We start from the raw sequence: 17,873 nt of genomic DNA on the forward strand, positions 1-17,873 counted from the left end.
AGCTGCCCATGAACGCGTCCTTCTCTTCCTCCCGGGTGCCGCTGCGCCAGGTCTGGCCGCCCGCCCTGGTGGCGCGTTACCGCGCAGCGGGTCATTGGCGCGGCGAAACCTTTCCGGGCTTCCTGCGCGAACGCGCCGAGCGCTTCGCCGGTGATATCGCGGTGGTCGGCGGTGATACGCGCCTCACCTATGCCCAGCTGTGGCAGGAGGCCGGCCGCATCGGCGCCGGCCTGCTCGCGCAGGGCTTGATCCCGGGTGACCGGGTGGTGGTGCAGCTCGGCAACGTGCCGGAATTCGTGACCGTGGTGTGCGGGTTGTTCCGCGCCGGGCTGATTCCGGTCTATGCCTTGCCCGCGCACCGCATCACCGAAATAGCGCATTTCGCCCGCAAGGCCGAGGCCAGTGCCTATATCGCTGCCGCCAGCCATGAGGGTTTCGACTACCGCACCCTGGCCCGCGAACTGCAGGTGCAGCTGCCTGAGGTGCAGCACATCATCATCGCCGGAGACGGTGCCGGGTTCACCGCGCTGGCGTCGCTGGCGGTTGACCTCGAACAACTGCCAGCGGATCCGGATCCCCAAGCGGTCGCGTTCCTGCAGATCTCCGGGGGCAGCACCGGCCTGTCCAAGCTGATCCCGCGCACGCACGATGACTATCTGTATTCGTTCCGCGCCAGCAACCCGATCTGTGGCATCACCCGGGACAGTGTGTACCTGGTCGCATTGCCCGCCGCGCACAACTTCCCAATGAGCTCGCCGGGGTTCTTCGGCACCCTCTACGCGGGCGGCAAAGTAGTGCTCAGCCCGGGCGCGGGCCCGGAGACCGCGTTCGGCTTGATCGCGCGCGAGCGGGTCACCTGTGTTGGCCTGGTGCCGCCGCTGGCGCTGCTGTGGGCGCAGGCCGCTGCCACGACCACCCACGATCTCTCCAGCCTGCAGGTGGTGCAGGTCGGTGGCGCCAAGCTGGTGCCGGAAGCGGCACGCCGCGTGATCGCCGGGCTGGGCTGCACGCTGCAGCAGGTGTTCGGCATGGCCGAGGGGCTGGTCAACTACACCCGTCTGCACGACAGCGAAGAGATCATCGTCTCCACGCAGGGCCGCCCGATCAGCGAGGACGATGAAGTGCTGGTGGTCGACGACCACGGTCATCCCGTCGCAGAAGGTGAGACCGGGCATCTGCTCACCCGCGGCCCGTACACCATCCGCTGCTACCACAACGACCCGGCGGCCAATGCGCGCGCCTTCACCGAGGACGGTTTCTACCGTACCGGCGACATGGTGCAGCGCCTGCCCGGCGGTTATCTGGTCGTGCAGGGCAGGGCCAGCGATCACATCAACCGGGCCGGCGAGAAGATTTCCGCCGAAGAAATCGAAGACCATCTGCTCGCGCACCCCAGCGTGTTCGATGCGGCCGTGGTCTCGATTCCCGACGCGTACCTTGGCGAGCGCAGCTGCGCCTTCATCATTGCCCAGGGCGAGCCGACCAAGGCCGCCAGCCTCAAGGCCTGGGTGCGCAGCCGCGGCCTGGCCGCGTTCAAGGTGCCGGACCAGATCGTGTTCGTCGATGCCTTCGGCACCACGGCGGTCGGCAAGATCAGCCGCCGCGAGCTGCGTGCCCAGCTGCGCGAACGTTTCATGCAACAGACAGGAGAAACGCGCTGATGGCGCTGCCAACGATCCAACCGTACCCCCTGCCGACCCAGGCCGAGCTTCCCACCGCGCGCGGCGCCTGGCAGCCGCAGAGCGAGCGCCTGGCGCTGCTGGTACATGACATGCAGCGGTACTTCCTGGCCGCGTTCGCGCCGGACACCGCACCGCTGGCCCCCGCCGTGGCCAACATCGCGCGCCTGCTCGCGCATTGCCGTGCGCGTGGCATCCCGGTGTTCTATACCGCCCAGCGCGGCCACCAGGACCGCTGCGATCGCGGCCTGCAGGCGGATCTGTGGGGCCCGGGCATGTCCGCAACCGACGAGCACGAAGCCATCATCGAGGCGGTGGCACCGCAGCCGGGCGACCATGTGCTGGTCAAACACCGCTACAGCGCCTTCCAGCGCAGCAACCTGGAAACGATGATGCGCGCCCGTGGCCGAGACCAGTTGCTGGTCACCGGTGTCTATGCGCACATCGGCTGCACCGCCACCGTGGCCGAAGGCTTCCAGCGCGACATCGAGAGCTTCATCGCTGCCGATGCCGTCGCCGATTTCTCGCGCGCCGACCACGACCTGGCCCTGCATTGGATCGCCCGTACCTGCGGCATCCCGATGACCACCGATCACCTGCTGGAGACGCTCGCATGACCGCACTCACCCTGGAGCGCATGCGCGCCGATGTCGCCGAGATGATCGGCGAAGCGCCCGAGGACATCGGCAACGATGAGAACCTGATGGACCTGGGGCTCGATTCGATGCGGGTACTGGGGCTGGTACTGGCCTGGGGCAACACCGGTATCGCGCTGGAGTTCAGCCACCTGGCCGAGCACGCCACGCTGGGCGGCTGGTGGACGGTGGTGCAGCGCCTGCAGGCCCAGGCCGCGGCTGGCGCATGAACGCACGTGCGGTGCCGGGTCCGGACGCGCGCCTCGTTCGCGGGCTGAGCGAGGCCCAGGCCGGGTTGTGGTACGCCCAGCGCCTGGCGCCGGACAATCCCGCGTTCAATACCGCCCATGCGGTGTGGATCGAGGGCGGGCTGGACGTGGCTGCATTCGTGCGCGCTGCGGATCAGGCCGCGCATGAAGCCGACGCGCTGGCATTGCGTATCGTCGAAAACGCACGGGGCCTGCCCGAACAGTGGGTGGACCGGCAGCACACACCCGCGCTGCAGGTGGTGGATCTGTCCGGCCATCCGGACCCGGTGGCCGCCGCCCGCGAGGCCATGCAGCGCGACCGGCTCAGCCCGGTCGATCCCGCCCGCGACCGCCTCAGCCAGCAGCGCCTGTTCCTGCTTGGCCCGGGCCGCAGCGTCTGGTACCTGCGCGTGCATCACCTGGCGACCGATGGGTACGGCATGGGCCTGCTCACCGAGCGGGTCTGCGCACTGTACGCAGGCAACGCCGCACAGGGCGCGCTGGCGCCGCTGGCGCCGGTACTTGATGAAGACGCGCAGTATCGTGACAGCGAGCGCCGCACGCGCGACGCCGCGTACTGGCGTGAGCTCATGGCCGATGCACCGGCGGCCGCGGGTCTGCAGGCTGGCCTCGGGGCCGCGGCGGCGGATGCACTGCGCCACGTGGAGCCCATCGATCCCACACTGCGGGCGCGCCTGCACACCGCAGCCGCCGCCATCGGCCAGCCCTGGCCGGATCTGCTCACCGCGCTCGGCGCCGAGTACTGCCGCCGCATCAGTGGCGAAACCGAGGCGGTGATCGGCGTCCCGTTCATGGGCCGCCTGGGCAGCGTCTCGGCCCGCGTCCCGGCGATGGTGATGAATGTGCTGCCCCTGCGGCTCAAGGCCGGCGAGGGCAGCGTGGACACCTTCGTACGCGACGTCGCCCTGCGGCTGATGCGCGGCCGTCGCCACGGACGTTACCGAGGTGAGCAACTGCGTCGCGATCTCGGCTTGATCGGTGGCCAGCGTCGCCTGCATGGCCCGCTGGTCAATGTGCAGCCGTTCTATCGGCCGCTGCAGCTGGACGGCGTGCACGCGACACTGGAGATTCTGTCCACCGGCCCGGTTGACGACGTGACGCTGGGCTTTCGTGGCGATGGCGCCGTCGTGCTCGATCTGGAGATCGAGGCCAACCCGGCGCTGTATACCCGCGCGCAGGTGCGGGCCCATGCCGCACGCCTGCTGCATTTCGTGTCGGCCGCACTGGACGTGCAGGCTGCCGGTGGCCCCATCGCCTCGGTGCCGTTGTGTACGCCGCAGGAGGCCCAGCGCTATCTCTACGAGGTCAACGCCACCGCACATCCGGTGCCCGAGGTCAGCCTCGCCGCGCTGATCACCGCTCGCATGGCGCGCACGCCCGACGCCGTGGCCGTGGTCTACGGCGCGCAGCAGCTGACCTTCGCCGAGCTGGAGCAACGCAGCCGGGCGCTGGCGCTGCACCTGCAGGCGCAGGGCACCGGCCGCGAGGCGAGGGTGGTCGTGGCACTGCCGCGCTCGCTTGAGCTCGTCATCGCGCTGGTCGCCGTGCTGCGCGCGGGCGGGGTTTACCTGCCGGTGGACCTGGCCCACCCGGATGAGCGCCTGGCGCGGATCCTGCGCTCGGCCGGGCCGGTCTGCGTACTGGCGCTGGAGCAGGACCGCCACCGGTTCCCCGGGATGACCGTGCTCCCGCCGGCGCAGTGGCCGCACGCCAGCGACGGCGCGCTCGGCACCGTGCCGCAGCCGGACGATGCCGCCTACGTCATCTACACCTCCGGCTCCACGGGCGAGCCCAAGGGCGTGCTGATCGAGCACCGCGCCATCGTCAATCGCCTGGAATGGATGCGCACGCATTACGGTGTGCAGCCCGACGATCGTATCCTGCAGAAAACCCCGGCCGCCTTCGATGTCTCGGTCTGGGAGTTCTTCCTGCCCTTGATCAGCGGCGCCACCCTGGTGGTCGCACCGCCCGAGGCGCACCGCGATCCGCTCGCCCTGGCGGCGTTGATCCGCGAGCACTCGATCACCACGCTGCATTTCGTGCCGTCGATGCTGGCCGCGTTCCTGGCCGCGCCAGCGGCCCGTGGGTTGCAACTCCGCCGGGTCTTCACCAGTGGCGAAGCGCTGGATGCCGCCTTGCGCGACCGCTTCCATGCCACCGTCCAGGCCGAGCTGCACAATCTGTATGGGCCGACCGAAGCCGCCGTGGATGTGAGCTGGTGGCCGGCCAACCGCGACGACGCCTCCCAGCCCGTGCCGATCGGTTTCCCGGTCTGGAATACGCAGCTGTACGTGCTTGATGCGCGGATGCAGCCGCTGCCACCCGGTGTCGCAGGGGATCTGTACCTGGGCGGGGTGCAGCTGGCGCGCGGCTACCTCGGCCGCGACGACCTCACCGCCGAGCGCTTCCTGGCCGATCCCTTCGTGCCCGGCAACCGCCTGTATCGCACCGGCGATGTGGCGCGCTGGCGTGAGGATGGGGCGGTGGAATACCTCGGTCGCGACGATCATCAGATCAAGCTGCGCGGCCTGCGCATCGAACTTGGCGAGATCGACGCCGCCCTGCGCACGGCACCCGGCATCAGCCGGGCCGAGGTCCTGCTGCGCGAAGATCGCCCCGGCGAGCCGCGGCTGGTGGCCTACCTCAATGCGGGCAGCCCGCAGGCGGATGCGCTGCGTACCCACCTGGCCAGCCGCCTGCCGGATTACATGGTGCCCAGCGCATTTGTTGCGCTGGAGCACTGGCCGGTCACCGCCAATGGCAAGCTGGATCGTGCCGCGCTGCCGGCGCCGGCGCAGCGTGTATCCGAGGGTGTGGCGCCGCGCACCGGCACCGAACAGGCGCTGGCGCAGCTGTTCGCCGAGACCCTGGGGCTGGGCAGGGCGGTCGGTGCCGACGCCGACTTTTTCGCCCTGGGCGGTGACTCGCTCAGCGCCGTGCACCTGCTGCTGGCGATCCAGCAGCGCTGGCGCTGCGATCTAGGCCTCGGCGCGGTGTTCGCTGCCCCCACGGTTGCGGCGCTGGCCGCCCGTATCGACGCACCGCCAGCGGCTACCGATCACGGGCTGGCGCCGATGATCCAGCTGGCCGCGGGTGACCCGGCGCTGGCGCCGCTGTTCGTGATCCACCCGGCCGGTGGTATCGCCTGGAATTATCGTGACCTGGCCCGGGCGCTCGCCCCGGCCCGCGAGGTGCAGGGCCTGCAGTCGCCCGTGCTTGATCCTGCCCAGCCACTGCCGGCCAGCATCGAGGCACTGGCGGCCAGCTATGCCGAGCGCATCCTCGCGCAGGGCCGGCCCGGCCCGGTGCATCTGCTTGGCTGGTCGGTCGGCGGCATCCTTGCCCAGGCGATGGCGGTGCACCTGCGCGCGCTCGGCCACGAGGTCGGGGTACTGGCGCTGCTGGATGCCTATCCCAGCGAGTGCTGGCGTGCCGAACCCGAGCCGGACCCGATCGCCGCGCTGCGCGCCCTGCTGGCCATCGCCGGCCATGACCCGGAGGCGCATCCCGAGCTGGACAGCCGTGAGCGGATCCTGGCGTTCCTGCGCCGGGGCGACAGCGCGCTGGGCAACCTCCCCGATGTGGTCCTCGATGGCGTGGTGCGTGCGGTCACCGGCACCAACCGGCTGATCCGCGCCCATCACCACACACGTTACGACGGTCCGCTGCTGCACGTCCGTGCCGGCCGCGACCATCTCGACCGCCCGCAGCTGCAATCGGCCCTGTGGCAGGCGCATGCCGCCAGCGTCGAAGCGATTGAACTTCCTTTCCTGCACGCTGAACTCACCGGCCGCGATGCCGTGGCGCAGATCGCGCCATGGCTCGATGCGCAGCTTCAGCGCTCTGAAACGATCAGGACACCCGCATGAAACTCACCGGATTCGACGGCACCATCGCCTTGGTCACTGGCGCGGGCGGCGGCATTGGCGCGGCACTGGCCGAGCACCTTCACGACAGCGGCTGCACCGTGATCGCGACGGATCTTGAGGCCCCCGTGTTCGCCGCGCGGGCAGGGCAGCCGCGCATCCACGCCTGCGCGCTCGACGTGAGTGATCCAGTTGCGGTGGAGGCACTGGTTACCTGGATCGAAGCCAGGATCGGTGCGATCGGCTTTGCCATCAATGTGGCCGGTGTCCTGCAGACCGGTACGGTCGTGGAGACGGATGACGCGCAATGGCGCCGCGTCTTCGCGGTCAATACCGATGGCGTGTTCTACGTCTCGCGTGCCGTCGCACGGGTGATGTCGCCGCGGCGGAAAGGCGCCATCGTCACGGTCAGCTCCAATGCCGCGGGCGTACCCCGGCACGGCATGGCCGCCTATGCCGCATCCAAAGCGGCCGCGACCATGTTTACCCGTTGCCTCGGCCTGGAACTGGCACCGCTCGGCATCCGCTGCAACATCGTGGCGCCCGGCTCAACCCTGACCCCGATGCAGACCGGGATGTGGGCCGGACCCGAGGGCGAGCAGCGCGTGATTGAAGGGAGTTTGGAGACATACAAGGTAGGCATTCCCCTCCAGAAAATCGCCTGCCCGGATGACATCGTGTACGGGGTCATGTTTCTTCTCTCCGACCAGGCCGGTCATATCGCGATGAGCGATCTCTACGTCGACGGTGGCGCAACGCTGCGCGGTTGAACGGCGGCCAGAACGGAACTACGCCGCAGATTCACGTTTATGCAAGTTGATTCATAGTTTGGGGTGCAGCGCTTCGCCTAAGGTTCACCCGAAACAATCACAACGGCCTGCCGCGTTCCTGCCGGCAGGCCGTTGAGCGAGAGTTTCAGAACGCATTCGTCATCGCCCAGTGTGGCGAGGCCATGCGCCGTGCGCGTGTAACTTCAATTCACGGGCTCTTGCATGAAAAACATACTGATTGCGGACGATCATCCAGTGGTCCGCGTGGGCCTCCAGTGCCTGCTTGCCCGGCACCCCGGGGTACGGGTCATCGGCGAAGCAGCGGATCCCGAGCAACTCGAAGCCCTGCTGGCAGAAAAGACGTGCGACCTGGTCATCACCGACCTGTCCATGCCGTGGGGCGGTCGCCCCGATGGCGTGCGCATGCTGGAAAGCATCCGCCGTGATCACGGCCATGTGCGATTGATCGTCGTCACCTCCTTCACCAACCTGCAGGTGCTTCGAGCGGTGGTGCGGCTGGGCGTGGAGGGCATCCTGGAGAAAACCGGCGGCCTGTCCGACCTGCTGGCCGCAGTGGACTGCGTTCTCGGCGGCCGTACCTATTTCTCCGGTGATCTTGCCCAGCGCTTGCGCTCCGGCCGCAACCGCACCGGACTCAGCTCGCGCGAGAGCGAAGTCATCCGGCTGCTCGCGCACGGCCTGAGTGTCAAGGAAATCGCCGATGTGCACCGGCGAACGATCAGCACCATCAGCCGCCAGAAAGGCGCGGCGATGCGTCGGCTGGGCCTGCGCTCGGACTATGAGCTGCTCGACTACGCAAAATCCATTGGATTGTCTCCCGGCGGGCACTGAGCGGCCGTTGTTGGAGCAGCTGTGCATCCGGAATGCCGCTGATGAGACGCGGCGTCACCGTCGATCTGCGGGCGATCGGCGCATGCGATTGCACCCATTTTTCCAGCCGATCGTCCAATGCTGCACGCATTTCATTTTTGTCAAGTTGTTGCATGGTGCAACGCAGCTTGCATCTCTATCGTTGCGTCCTGTCCGCAGGCGCCGACGTTCGGCTTCTCTTGCCTGCGGTCAGTTTCTCTACTCATTACGCAAGGAAAGATCGCAATGACTCTGCTCAGGAAGCTGTCCCTGGCCGCCGCGCTGGCCACCGTCTCGCTGTCGGCCAACGCCGCCGAATCCCACATCAAGGTCTATACCAATGTGGACACCACGCTGGCGCTGATGAAGGCTGACGGCAGCGCCTTGCCGGACCTGATCACCCTTGCCCATATTCCGGGGCAGGGCTTGAACGCCCACACCGAACGTGTGCGTATTTACACCAACGATGAAGACAAGGACATCGCAGTCCGCCTGACCGCGGATCCGTCGCTGGTGCTGCGGAGCGGCGGCGGCACGCCCATCCCGCTGGCAGTCAGCCTCAACAAGAAGCGCCTGACGGTTGCCGCACAGGACTTCCTCGCCTCGGATATCTACGACGGCGCGCTGCCGGGGGCCTCGGTGGTGATGGATCTGCAGATCGGCCAGGCCACCCGTGCGCCGATCACCGTGGCAGGCGAGTACGAGGGCATTGTCAGCATCGCCATGGTGCAGAAGACCGGCACCCCGTAACACCCTGCGCCGGCCCGGCACCCGGGCCGGCCGCTTCAGGTAGTAACCCCCATGAAAGCTCACGCACCCGCCATCACCCGGCTGGCGATCGCGCTTGCCTTGTCATTGGCCACCCCGCTGGCCACGGCACGTGGCGTTCCAGTCGGTTTCGAGGAACTGGCCGAAGGCCAGATCGAACAACTCGACGTACGTCTGTTCGGCCTTTCAGCCGGACTGTCGCCCGTGCGCGTGACCCTGGAGCACGTGCAGCTGGAGGATCCGGCACAGGTGCTGCAGGCGCTGGAGCTTTCCCCCGAGGCGCAGGCGGCGTTGCTGCCCGCGCTGTCGCAGCCGTTGCCGCGCAACAGCCATCTCGCCTGCCGCTATGGCGGGGGCAGTGCGGGCTGTGGCTATCTCGATCCCCCCGAGGACTCCAACACCGTGCGTGCCCTGTATGACGAAGGCGAGGGCGCCGTGCGCCTGTTCGTCGCCCGCCAGTGGATCGCGGCCGAGCCGGCCGCCGAGCGCTTCCATCAGGTCAGCAGCAACGCCGAGAACGCGTTCCTGCACCAGCAGACCCTCAATTTCAGTGGCGGCCGCGGCTACCAGGCACTGACCGCCCAAGGCGCGGGTGCGCTGGGCGTGCTGCAGCGTGGCCACATTGCCGTGGACTGGAACTTCAACAGCCAGCAGTACCGCGGTGGCCGCCGCCACGATGATTTCCAGTTCGACAGCGCCTATTACCGCCATGACCTGGGCCAGCAGCATTATCTGCAGGCCGGGCGCATGGACCGCCGGAACCTGTCCAGCCCGCAGGGCGCCACTTTCAGTTTCAGCATGCTGCCGATGGATCGCTTCGCCGGCCTGCGCGTGGGTACCACCCAGGCCTACGTGGATGCCGATGCCGCCGTGCAGGCGCTGCCACTGACCGTGCTGCTGGCGCGCGATGCGCGGGTGGACGCCTTCGATGGCGAGCGCCTGCTGCAGACCTTTTACCTGCCGGCCGGCATCAACCAGCTCGACACCCGCCGGTTCCCGTTCGGCAACTACACCGTCACCCTGCGCGTCTACGAAGATGGCCAGCTGGTGCGCAGCGAGGACGCGCCATTCGATAAGGGCGGCGACTGGACCGACAGCAGCGTGCAGTGGTTCCTGCAGGGCGGCCGCCGCAACGAGCGCCGCAGCGACCGCTTCGACGGCGAGATGGCCGCCATGGCCGGCCTGCGCGTGCCACTGGGCCGCGCCACGGCGGTCACCGCGGGCGTCGCCGACCTCGGCGGCTTCAGCTATGGCGAACTGCGTGTGGACCTGCGCCATGCCTTCGACACTCAGGACATCCGTGCCACCTTCAGCGGCCTGCAGGGCAGTGATGGCAGCACCGGCCAGCAGCATCAGGTGTCCTATCGCCGCCACGCCTCGTGGAATCTCTATCAGCAGCGGGTACGCGGCAAGGCCTGTGTGTTCGAGGATGATGCGCGCGACCGCCTGGGCTGCGCCGATTCGCTGAGCGCATCGGTTGCGCTGCCGGTTGCCGGTGGCAGCGCCTACATGGCCTATACCCGCCGCCAGACCTGGAGCCGTGGCTCGCTGCTGCCGGGCGACATCGACGATCCGATGGCCGGGCTCGACCCGCTGCTGCCCCCGTGGCAGCAGCGCTACACGCGCGAGTCGCAGCTCAGCCGCACCTGGCAGGCCAGCTACAGCCGCGTGCAGCGCTGGCAGGAGTTCAGCGTGTCCACCCGGCTCGGCCTGTGGCAGCAGGATACGCGCAGCAGCCTGCGTGTCGGTCGCGACCGCGGCATCTACCTCAACGTCAGCCTGACCCGGCTGCAACGCGGCAACCGGGGTAGTTCGCAACGCCGCTATGGGATCGACTACCGGCAGCCGCAGCACCTGCGGCCGGACATCAACTACAGCGCCGGCCAGACCGTGCGCCAGGAAGTGGATACGCAATACCGTGAGGCCTCGCTGGATGTGCGCGGCAACAACAACGACCGCTACAGCGCCGCGCTCAGTGCCCAGCTGCAGAACAGCATCGGCCACACCGGCGCCACCCTGGCGCACTACCAGCAGCGCGGCGGCAACGAGATGGCCTACAGCGCCACGCACAGCTCCGGGCTGGCGCTGGGCCGCCGTGGCTTCTACTGGGGCGGCGGCCTGGGCGCCGAGGCCGGCCTGGCCGTACAGGTGGATGACACCGACGACCTGGAACTGACCGGCGTGGCCGCCGAGCTGCAGGTGGGCGGATTGCGCCGGCAGCGCCTGGCGCTGGGCGAGCGCCGCCTGCTGCCGCTGCCGGCCTACCAGACCCACCGTGCCGAAGTGCAGGATGCCAGCGCGCTGACCAGCGATGCCGCCATCCGCGTGACCGGGGTGGGCGGCGCACGGCCGTTGTTCCTCTCTCCCGGCCGGCTGGTGCAGATGCCGGTACCGATCGAGGTGACCTACACCTTCATCGGCAGCGCCCGCGACATCGCCGGCGCGCCACTGCGCGGCGCCCGCATCCTCAATGCGCCGGTGCCCGGTACCGGCGCCAACGGCGGCTTCGTCGCCGATTTCCCGCGCCGCGAACGCACGCTGTACCTGCTGCAGGACGACAGCCTGCTGCAGTGCCCGCTGGAGGTTCGCGAGCGCCGCAATGTCGTGATGCTGGTGGGCCAGGTGGAGTGCGCGCCATTGAGCGTAGCCCAGCTGCCCGCCGATATCCGCCAGCAGGCACGGGTCACCCGCCTGCTGCAGGAGCAGGCGCTGATCGCCGCCGTGCCGCAGACCGCCGCCGCTGGGGGTACGCCATGAACCGGCGTGGCGTGTGGGCCGTGATGCTGGTGATGGCGTCGCTGCTGGTGATGCCGAAGGCGTGGGGGCAGCGGCCGCCGGAAACCCATCCGGTGAGTGCCACGCAGAACATCGTGATGACGTGGGATCGCTCGGCGATGCCTGGGGACATGTCGATCTGGCTTCCGGAATTCGTTCTCGGTTACAGCGTGGATAGGTCACTGAAGTACGGACAACTTCATCTCACATGCGCGTCGTCCAGCGACTCCGCCACGGGTGCGTGCCCTACAAGCGGGATATCCGCCATTGGCGACGGCGCAGGGCTCATCTCCGTTCAAGCGCGGGAACGGCGCTCGGGCATGACCACGAACATAAGCGTGCGCGGGTGGATTAATCGCGCGATGGATACGCGTGTATGCGGAACGTACTGGCTTTCAGCCATTCGTCCGCCTTGGATAGCAGTGGGAGATGCCTGCGGGGGCGACCCCACAGTTGGAACACGCGTTGGTTTGGTCTTGCCGGAGAACGAGCTTTCTCGGCTGGTGGCTGGTCACTGGGACGCCGTTTTAGTGATGACCTTGCATGACGAACCTGATGGGGGTTCAGTCGCGACCTATCGCTTTAACTTCGACTTCACTATCACTGATCGAAACGCCGTCTCGATCTACTTCCCCGCATTTCACAACGTTACTCCACTGGTACAGCTCAACGCCGCCTACGACCCCATCGGGCAGACCGTGGGTGGACGCACGGTGCTGGACATGTGCCTGTACGACGGCCTCGGTTCGCAGGCGCAGTATCTCGGCGTGACGGTTCGCGATCGTGGCGGGCATCCCCCCGGTCCCAGCGGCTACTCGCTCTGGCACACCGATGGCGGTACCGACGACACGCGGCGCCTGGACTACACCGTCAGCCTCGCCCATAGCGGCGCGACGGTGCGGATGCCCAACGGCGTGGAACAGCAACTGCACGGCATCGACAGCGCCCAGCTGCGCCTGGTGATCCTGCCGGGCATGAGCCAGCCCGTGTACTGCGTGCCTACCCCGATCACCTTCGATATTCCCCGCGTCCCCATTTCCACCCAGCAGGCCGGCACTTACTTCGGCGAGCTGCAGGTGGAGCTGCGTGTGCCCACCACCACCCCCTGATCCCACCAGGAAGCCGCATGAAACGACTCGCCGCCTGCCTCATCCCGTTGACGCTGCTGCTGGCGTTGCCAGCCCAGGCCAATCTCACCGTGCACCCGATGCGCGCCTCGGTGGATGGCAAGCGCAGCACCCAGATGCGCATCTATTCACAGTCCACCCAACCGCAGTACATCCAGGCGTCGTTGCGGCGCATCGTGGATCCGGCCAGCGACCAGGAGCAGGAGGTGGAGGTCGAGCCGGGCGAGGCGGCCATTGCCATCACGCCCGGGAAATTTGCGCTGGCTGGCGGCGGCAACCGGTTGATCCGGCTGATTCCGCTGCAGCCGGTGGAGGCCGAGACAGCCTACCGCGTCTACTTCGAAGGGGTGCGTGGGCCCGAGGAAACCAGCATCGAGGGCGGCGACGGTGCGCAGGCCAGTATCGGTGTGAATCTGGTCTGGGGTGCGCTGGTCAATGTGTTGCCGGCCGAGGGCAGCGTACAGCCGCGGGTGCAGGGCGATGTGCTCTACAACGATGGCACGCTGCGCCTGGGCATCACCAGCATCGCCGATTGCGAGGGCAGCCGCTGCACCGCCCATGACGTATCGCACAGCCTGTATCCCGGCAGTTCCCTTGCGCTGCCTTTCACGGTGGTGCCCGGCCACACCGTGCAGCTGCGGTATCGGCTCACGCGCGATGGCTATCGCGAACACGTGACCACCCTCACGCCCTGATTTTTCCACGCCCGCTACGCACATTCCCGTGGCGGGTGCGTTGTTGACATCGCTGTTAAGGAGCGTTCGATGAACAAGATCTACCGTCGCCTATGGTCCACCTCACGACAATGCTGGGTGGTGGCCAGTGAACTGAGCGCCGCCAGAGGCAAGTCCAGCCAGCTGGTCGGTGCCGGTGTACTCGCCTTGGCGCTTACCCTGTCATCTTCAGGCGCTTGGGCTGCCGAGGACGATCCGGTCGACGAGCCGGAGGATATTCCAGTGCTGGACGCGTGGGCACTGCAGGCCGCGTTTGGAAGCCGTGCGGCCATCAGCGGTGCAGGTGCTGCGCCGTTCGCAGGCGTGCTGGCTGAGCCGGTCATTCGGCAGGTCGCGCTGACGACAGATCACTACTATCGGGACTCCACTGTTGATGGAGACCTGCTGACCGTGCTGGGCTCGCGATCAACGCTGAGCGGCAGCCGCTCTGTGGCCTATGGAAGCGTGATCACCAGCCGGGGGACCAACAACACTGCCATTGGCTACAACGTGCAGATCACCAATGGTGGCTACGCCACGGCGGTTGGTGCAGAGTCGGTAGCGTCTGGTGTCGGCACCACGGTGCTCGGCAACAACGCGAAAGCCTATTCGGAGAACTCGATTGCCGTCGGCAGCGGTGCCAACACGGTCAACAGCAGTGCTGGCGTGTCCCGGATCGCCATCGGTGGCAATGCATATGCAGGCACGGCCGGGTGGTCTGGCGCAGTAGCGCTGGGCGGTAACAGCCGTGCGGAATACGATGCGGTAGCCGTCGGGCACGAGGCCCGCTCAACCGCAGAAGGTGCCTTGGCAATGGGCCGTGGTGCCCAGGCCACCGCCGCCAATGCGCTGGCGATGGGCAAGGGGGCGAAAGCGCAGACAGCCTCGTCGCTTGCCGTCGGTCGCGATGCCCAGACCGCGGCCACCGGCTCCATTGCCATCGGGCAGGGCGCCCGGATCACCGACGCATTCGCCCAGGATTCGATTGCCATCGGCCGCGGCGCCAACACCCAGCATTTGAGCTCCATTGCCCTGGGCAGCGGCTCGGTCACCACCGGCAACTGGCAGGTCGCCGTTGGCAGCAGCAGCCGGAAGCGTCGTATCGTCGGTGTCGAAGACGCCTACCTTGCTCGCAGTAGTGATCACGCCGTTACCGGTGGCCAGTTGTATGTCACCAACGAGAACGTCACCCGGGCACAAAGGACGGCAGATGAGGCCGCAGCGGGCGCACGTCTGGTGACCCAGAGCTCGCCCAGCAGTGCCATCCGCATGGGCGCGGAGAACACCGGTACGGTGATCGACGTGGCCAACGCCGGAGGGACCAAGCGCCGCATCCAGAACATTGCCAATGGCGTACTGAGCACCGGCAGCACGGATGCGGTGACGGGTCAGCAGCTCAACGCCACGAACGTGGAAGTGGCCTCGGTCCGCACCACGGCCACCAGCGCGCAGACGACGGCTGGGGCTGCAAAGACCGCCGCCGACAATGCACTGGCCAAGGCCAATGCGCTCGGCGGCCTGGTCAGTCAGACCTCGGCCACCAGCAACGTACGCGTGGGCGGAGAGAACACCGGCACCATGGTGGATGTGCGCAACAAATCCAACGCCAATCGCAAGGTCACCGGCGTCGCTGAAGCCACGCTCAGCGCCAGCAGCACCGAAGCGGTGAGCGGCAAGCAGCTAAACGCCACGAACGTGGAAGTGGCCTCGGTCCGCACCACGGCCACCAGCGCGCAGACGATGGCTGGGGCTGCAAAGACCGCCGCCGACAATGCACTTGCCAAGGCCAATGCGCTCGGCGGCCTGGTCAGTCAGACCTCGGCCACCAGCAACGTGCGTCTGGGCGGAGAGAACACCGGCACGATGGTGGATGTACGCAACAAGTCCAATGCCAACCGCAAGTTGACCGGCGTCGCTGAAGCCACGCTCAGCGCCAGCAGTACCGAAGCGGTGAGCGGCAAGCAGCTCAATGCGACGAACGTGGAAGTGGCCTCGGTTCGAAGTGCTGCCGCCAACGCCCAGACCACCGCAAACGTTGCGCAGACGACCGCGGACAGCGCCTTGGCCAAAGCACGCGCCACTGGCAACGCAGTGGCCACTGCCGCTGAGGTGAGCGACGCGAACAAGGCCACCGCGACGGGGCACCTGGCCATTGCCATGGGCAATGTCGCCAAGGCGAACGGCGTGGCGACCGTTGCCGTGGGCAACAACGCCAATGCCGTTGGCACCAATGCGATCTCGATCGGTAGCGCCTCCGGTGCGACGGGCCAGTTCGCGCTTGCACTGGGTGGAAACGCGAAGGCGACGCACGAAAATGCGGTGGCATTGGGCGAAAAGTCGGTGACCGGTGGCACCAATCAGGTCTCCATTGGCAACGCAACACTGAAGCGCAAGCTCGTGAACGTGGCTGATGCCACGTTGAGCAGCACCAGCACCGATGCAGTAACGGGTAAACAGGTATTCGCCGTCGATCAGAAGGTCACTGCGAATCAGTCTCTGCTGGCCAGCCACGCCACCGAGCTGACTGGACACGAGGCGCGTATCGCCGGCAACCGGCGGGATCTGGATGACCTGCGTACCGAGTTTGACAACTTCGATCCCGATCTGGAAGGCGTGGTCCGTTACGCAGCCGACGGTTCGATCGATATGGACGGCGGCAAGGTACGCGGCGTGGCAGCGGGCGATATCAGTTCGGCGGGGAGCACCGATGCTGTGAACGGTGGGCAGTTGTTCGTCACCAATCAGCGCCTGTCACAGGTTGAAGAGACGGCTAGGTACATAGCTATCGGGCAGGATGACGAAAGTATTGACGCCAAGGCAGGAGAGTTTTCAGTAGCCATTGGTGATGGCGCTGAGGCTGGTGAAGGCACTGATGGAGCAACTGCTATAGGAGCTTTCTCTAGAGCTAGAGGAAAGGGATCTGTCGCCTTAGGGCGCGCGTCGTTCGTCGATAGCTCTGCCGAAAATGGGTTCGCTCTGGGTATCGGGTCATCGGTTCATAGCAATGAAGGCGTAGCGCTTGGCGGATTTGCAAGAATTGAGGCGGGTGCAGAGTATTCAGTTGCATTGGGCGCATCATCGACCGCGACCGAAGAGAATGTGGTTTCTGTTGGAAACCTGACTAGGAAGCGACGAATCGTCAATCTGGCTCGAGGGCGGGGGGCTGAAGACGCCGTCACTGTGGGGCAGCTCGGTGACTCATTAACAGCACTGGGAGGGGGGGCGGCCATTGATCCGGGCGGAAACATTATCCTTCCAACCTACAGAATGCAGGGCGGAAGCCAGAACAACGTTGAAGACGCCCTTAATGTTCTCGACGGCGCAGTGATCACCGCTGGCACCCGGGTTGATCGGGTCGAAAACCAACTGCGCTCGGTGTTCCAGGAAAGCCCCGCCACCCGCAGCGATGGTTTGGGCCAGCTCAACCTCGCCGGCGCCAACGGAATGGTCCTGGGCAATGTGGCCAACGGTCTGATTGCCCCGGGCAGCCGCGATGCGGTCAACGGCGGTCAACTGCATGCCATGGAGCAGCGCCTGGACGGTCGCATCGATGGGCTGGAGCAGCGCGTTGATGCCACGCCGGAGGGCAGGGCGCTGGCGGCGGCCAGTGCACCCACGGCGCCGGCCGCGCCGGAGGCCGAGGGCCCTGCCGGCGCATCGGGTGATCCGGCGGCGGCTTCCGCAGGCCGTGCCGGTGGCGGCATCGCCAGTGCTGACGGCGGTGGCACGCCTGCGCCGGCCGACACGCCGGCGCCGACTCCGCAGGTGAACACTGCCGATCTGGAGAAGATGCTGGCCCGCGCCAACGAGTACACCGATGGGGCGATCAGCAATTTCGAACGCCGCCTGGACAAGATGGACAAGCGCTTCAACCGCATGGCGGCGATGAGCAGTGCGCAGAGCGCGATGGCGATGAACACGGCGGGCCTGGCGACGTACAACCGCCTGGGCGCTGGCGTGGGCTACAGCGATGGCGAGTCGGCACTGGCCGTCGGCTATCAGCGGGTGCTCAACGAGCGTGGCTCGGCCACCTTCAGCCTCAACGGGGCGTTCACCAACAGCGGTGAGCAGAGCGTGGGCCTGGGTGTAGGCATCGGCTGGTAATCCTCCCGGCCCTTTGCAGCGAAACACCGGCACTCCCCGGTCCGTCATTGCGGACCGGGGAGTTTCTTTTTGTGTCGTGCCTTGCGGCCCCGGGCGGGCAGGTGCCACGCCGCCGTGGGCTCAGGTGCCTGGGTCCATCTGCGCCAGCAGGCGGTCCATCTCGTCCAGGTCCGCTGCGCCCGGGTCGCCGTTGATGGCATGGTGCTTCAGGCAGCCGTCGATCTGGTCCAGCGTGACCAGCGTGGCCGCATCCCCGACCATCGAGGCCGCCCCGCGGATGCGGTGGCTCATCGCCAG

The 17,873-nt window shown here is 67.2% G+C and carries 12 protein-coding genes; 11 read left to right on the top strand and 1 reads right to left on the bottom strand.

The window, feature by feature from the left end; genetic code table 11:
- The first annotated feature begins 8 nt into the window (after positions 1-8).
- The 11 genes from ABE463_RS01490 to ABE463_RS01540 all read left to right on the top strand — a co-directional run bounded on the left by ABE463_RS01490 (position 9) and on the right by ABE463_RS01540 (position 17,576).
- Positions 9-1,661, top strand: coding sequence for an AMP-binding protein (locus tag ABE463_RS01490; protein ID WP_346466998.1), 1,653 nt, complete (start codon positions 9-11; stop codon positions 1,659-1,661).
- Positions 1,661-2,296 carry an isochorismatase family protein gene (locus ABE463_RS01495; protein WP_319624630.1) on the top strand — a complete coding sequence of 212 codons (636 nt, stop codon included), beginning with the start codon at positions 1,661-1,663 and terminating at the stop codon, positions 2,294-2,296. Before ABE463_RS01490 ends, ABE463_RS01495 begins: the two co-directional genes overlap by 1 nt.
- Positions 2,293-2,544: a phosphopantetheine-binding protein gene (locus ABE463_RS01500; protein WP_346466999.1), complete on the top strand. Its 252-nt coding sequence runs from the start codon at positions 2,293-2,295 to the stop codon at positions 2,542-2,544. The genes ABE463_RS01495 and ABE463_RS01500 overlap by 4 nt, the downstream gene beginning before the upstream one ends.
- Entirely contained in the window at positions 2,541-6,452 is a 3,912-nt protein-coding gene (locus ABE463_RS01505) for an amino acid adenylation domain-containing protein (protein WP_346467000.1), read from the top strand. The genes ABE463_RS01500 and ABE463_RS01505 overlap by 4 nt, the downstream gene beginning before the upstream one ends.
- Positions 6,449-7,219, top strand: coding sequence for a 2,3-dihydro-2,3-dihydroxybenzoate dehydrogenase (locus ABE463_RS01510; RefSeq protein ID WP_346467001.1), 771 nt, complete (start codon positions 6,449-6,451; stop codon positions 7,217-7,219). Before ABE463_RS01505 ends, ABE463_RS01510 begins: the two co-directional genes overlap by 4 nt.
- Before the next feature lie 222 nt (positions 7,220-7,441).
- Positions 7,442-8,071 (top strand): response regulator transcription factor, encoded by a 630-nt coding sequence (locus ABE463_RS01515; protein WP_070425222.1) that lies wholly within the window; start codon positions 7,442-7,444, stop codon positions 8,069-8,071.
- A 264-nt stretch (positions 8,072-8,335) separates the two neighbouring features.
- Complete coding sequence (locus ABE463_RS01520; RefSeq protein WP_070425221.1) at positions 8,336-8,839, top strand: CS1 type fimbrial major subunit; 504 nt, start codon at positions 8,336-8,338, stop codon at positions 8,837-8,839.
- Positions 8,840-8,890: 51 nt separating this feature from the next.
- Positions 8,891-11,614 (top strand): TcfC E-set like domain-containing protein, encoded by a 2,724-nt coding sequence (locus ABE463_RS01525; protein ID WP_346467002.1) that lies wholly within the window; start codon positions 8,891-8,893, stop codon positions 11,612-11,614.
- Positions 11,611-12,741: a CfaE/CblD family pilus tip adhesin gene (locus ABE463_RS01530; RefSeq protein ID WP_346467003.1), complete on the top strand. Its 1,131-nt coding sequence runs from the start codon at positions 11,611-11,613 to the stop codon at positions 12,739-12,741. Before ABE463_RS01525 ends, ABE463_RS01530 begins: the two co-directional genes overlap by 4 nt.
- A gap of 17 nt (positions 12,742-12,758) precedes the next feature.
- Complete coding sequence (locus ABE463_RS01535; RefSeq protein ID WP_346467004.1) at positions 12,759-13,454, top strand: pilus assembly protein; 696 nt, start codon at positions 12,759-12,761, stop codon at positions 13,452-13,454.
- Positions 13,455-13,523: 69 nt separating this feature from the next.
- Positions 13,524-17,576, top strand: a complete 4,053-nt coding sequence (locus tag ABE463_RS01540; protein ID WP_346467005.1) for an ESPR-type extended signal peptide-containing protein — start codon at positions 13,524-13,526, stop codon at positions 17,574-17,576.
- Positions 17,577-17,696: 120 nt separating this feature from the next.
- Here the strand turns inward: ABE463_RS01540 and ABE463_RS01545 are convergent, their stop codons facing one another.
- Positions 17,697-17,867, bottom strand: a complete 171-nt coding sequence (locus tag ABE463_RS01545) for a hypothetical protein (RefSeq protein WP_346467006.1) — start codon at positions 17,865-17,867, stop codon at positions 17,697-17,699.
- Positions 17,868-17,873: the final 6 nt, after the last annotated feature.

Source organism: Stenotrophomonas sp. TWI819 (genome assembly GCF_039673075.1).
Taxonomy (GTDB): domain Bacteria; phylum Pseudomonadota; class Gammaproteobacteria; order Xanthomonadales; family Xanthomonadaceae; genus Stenotrophomonas; species Stenotrophomonas rhizophila_B.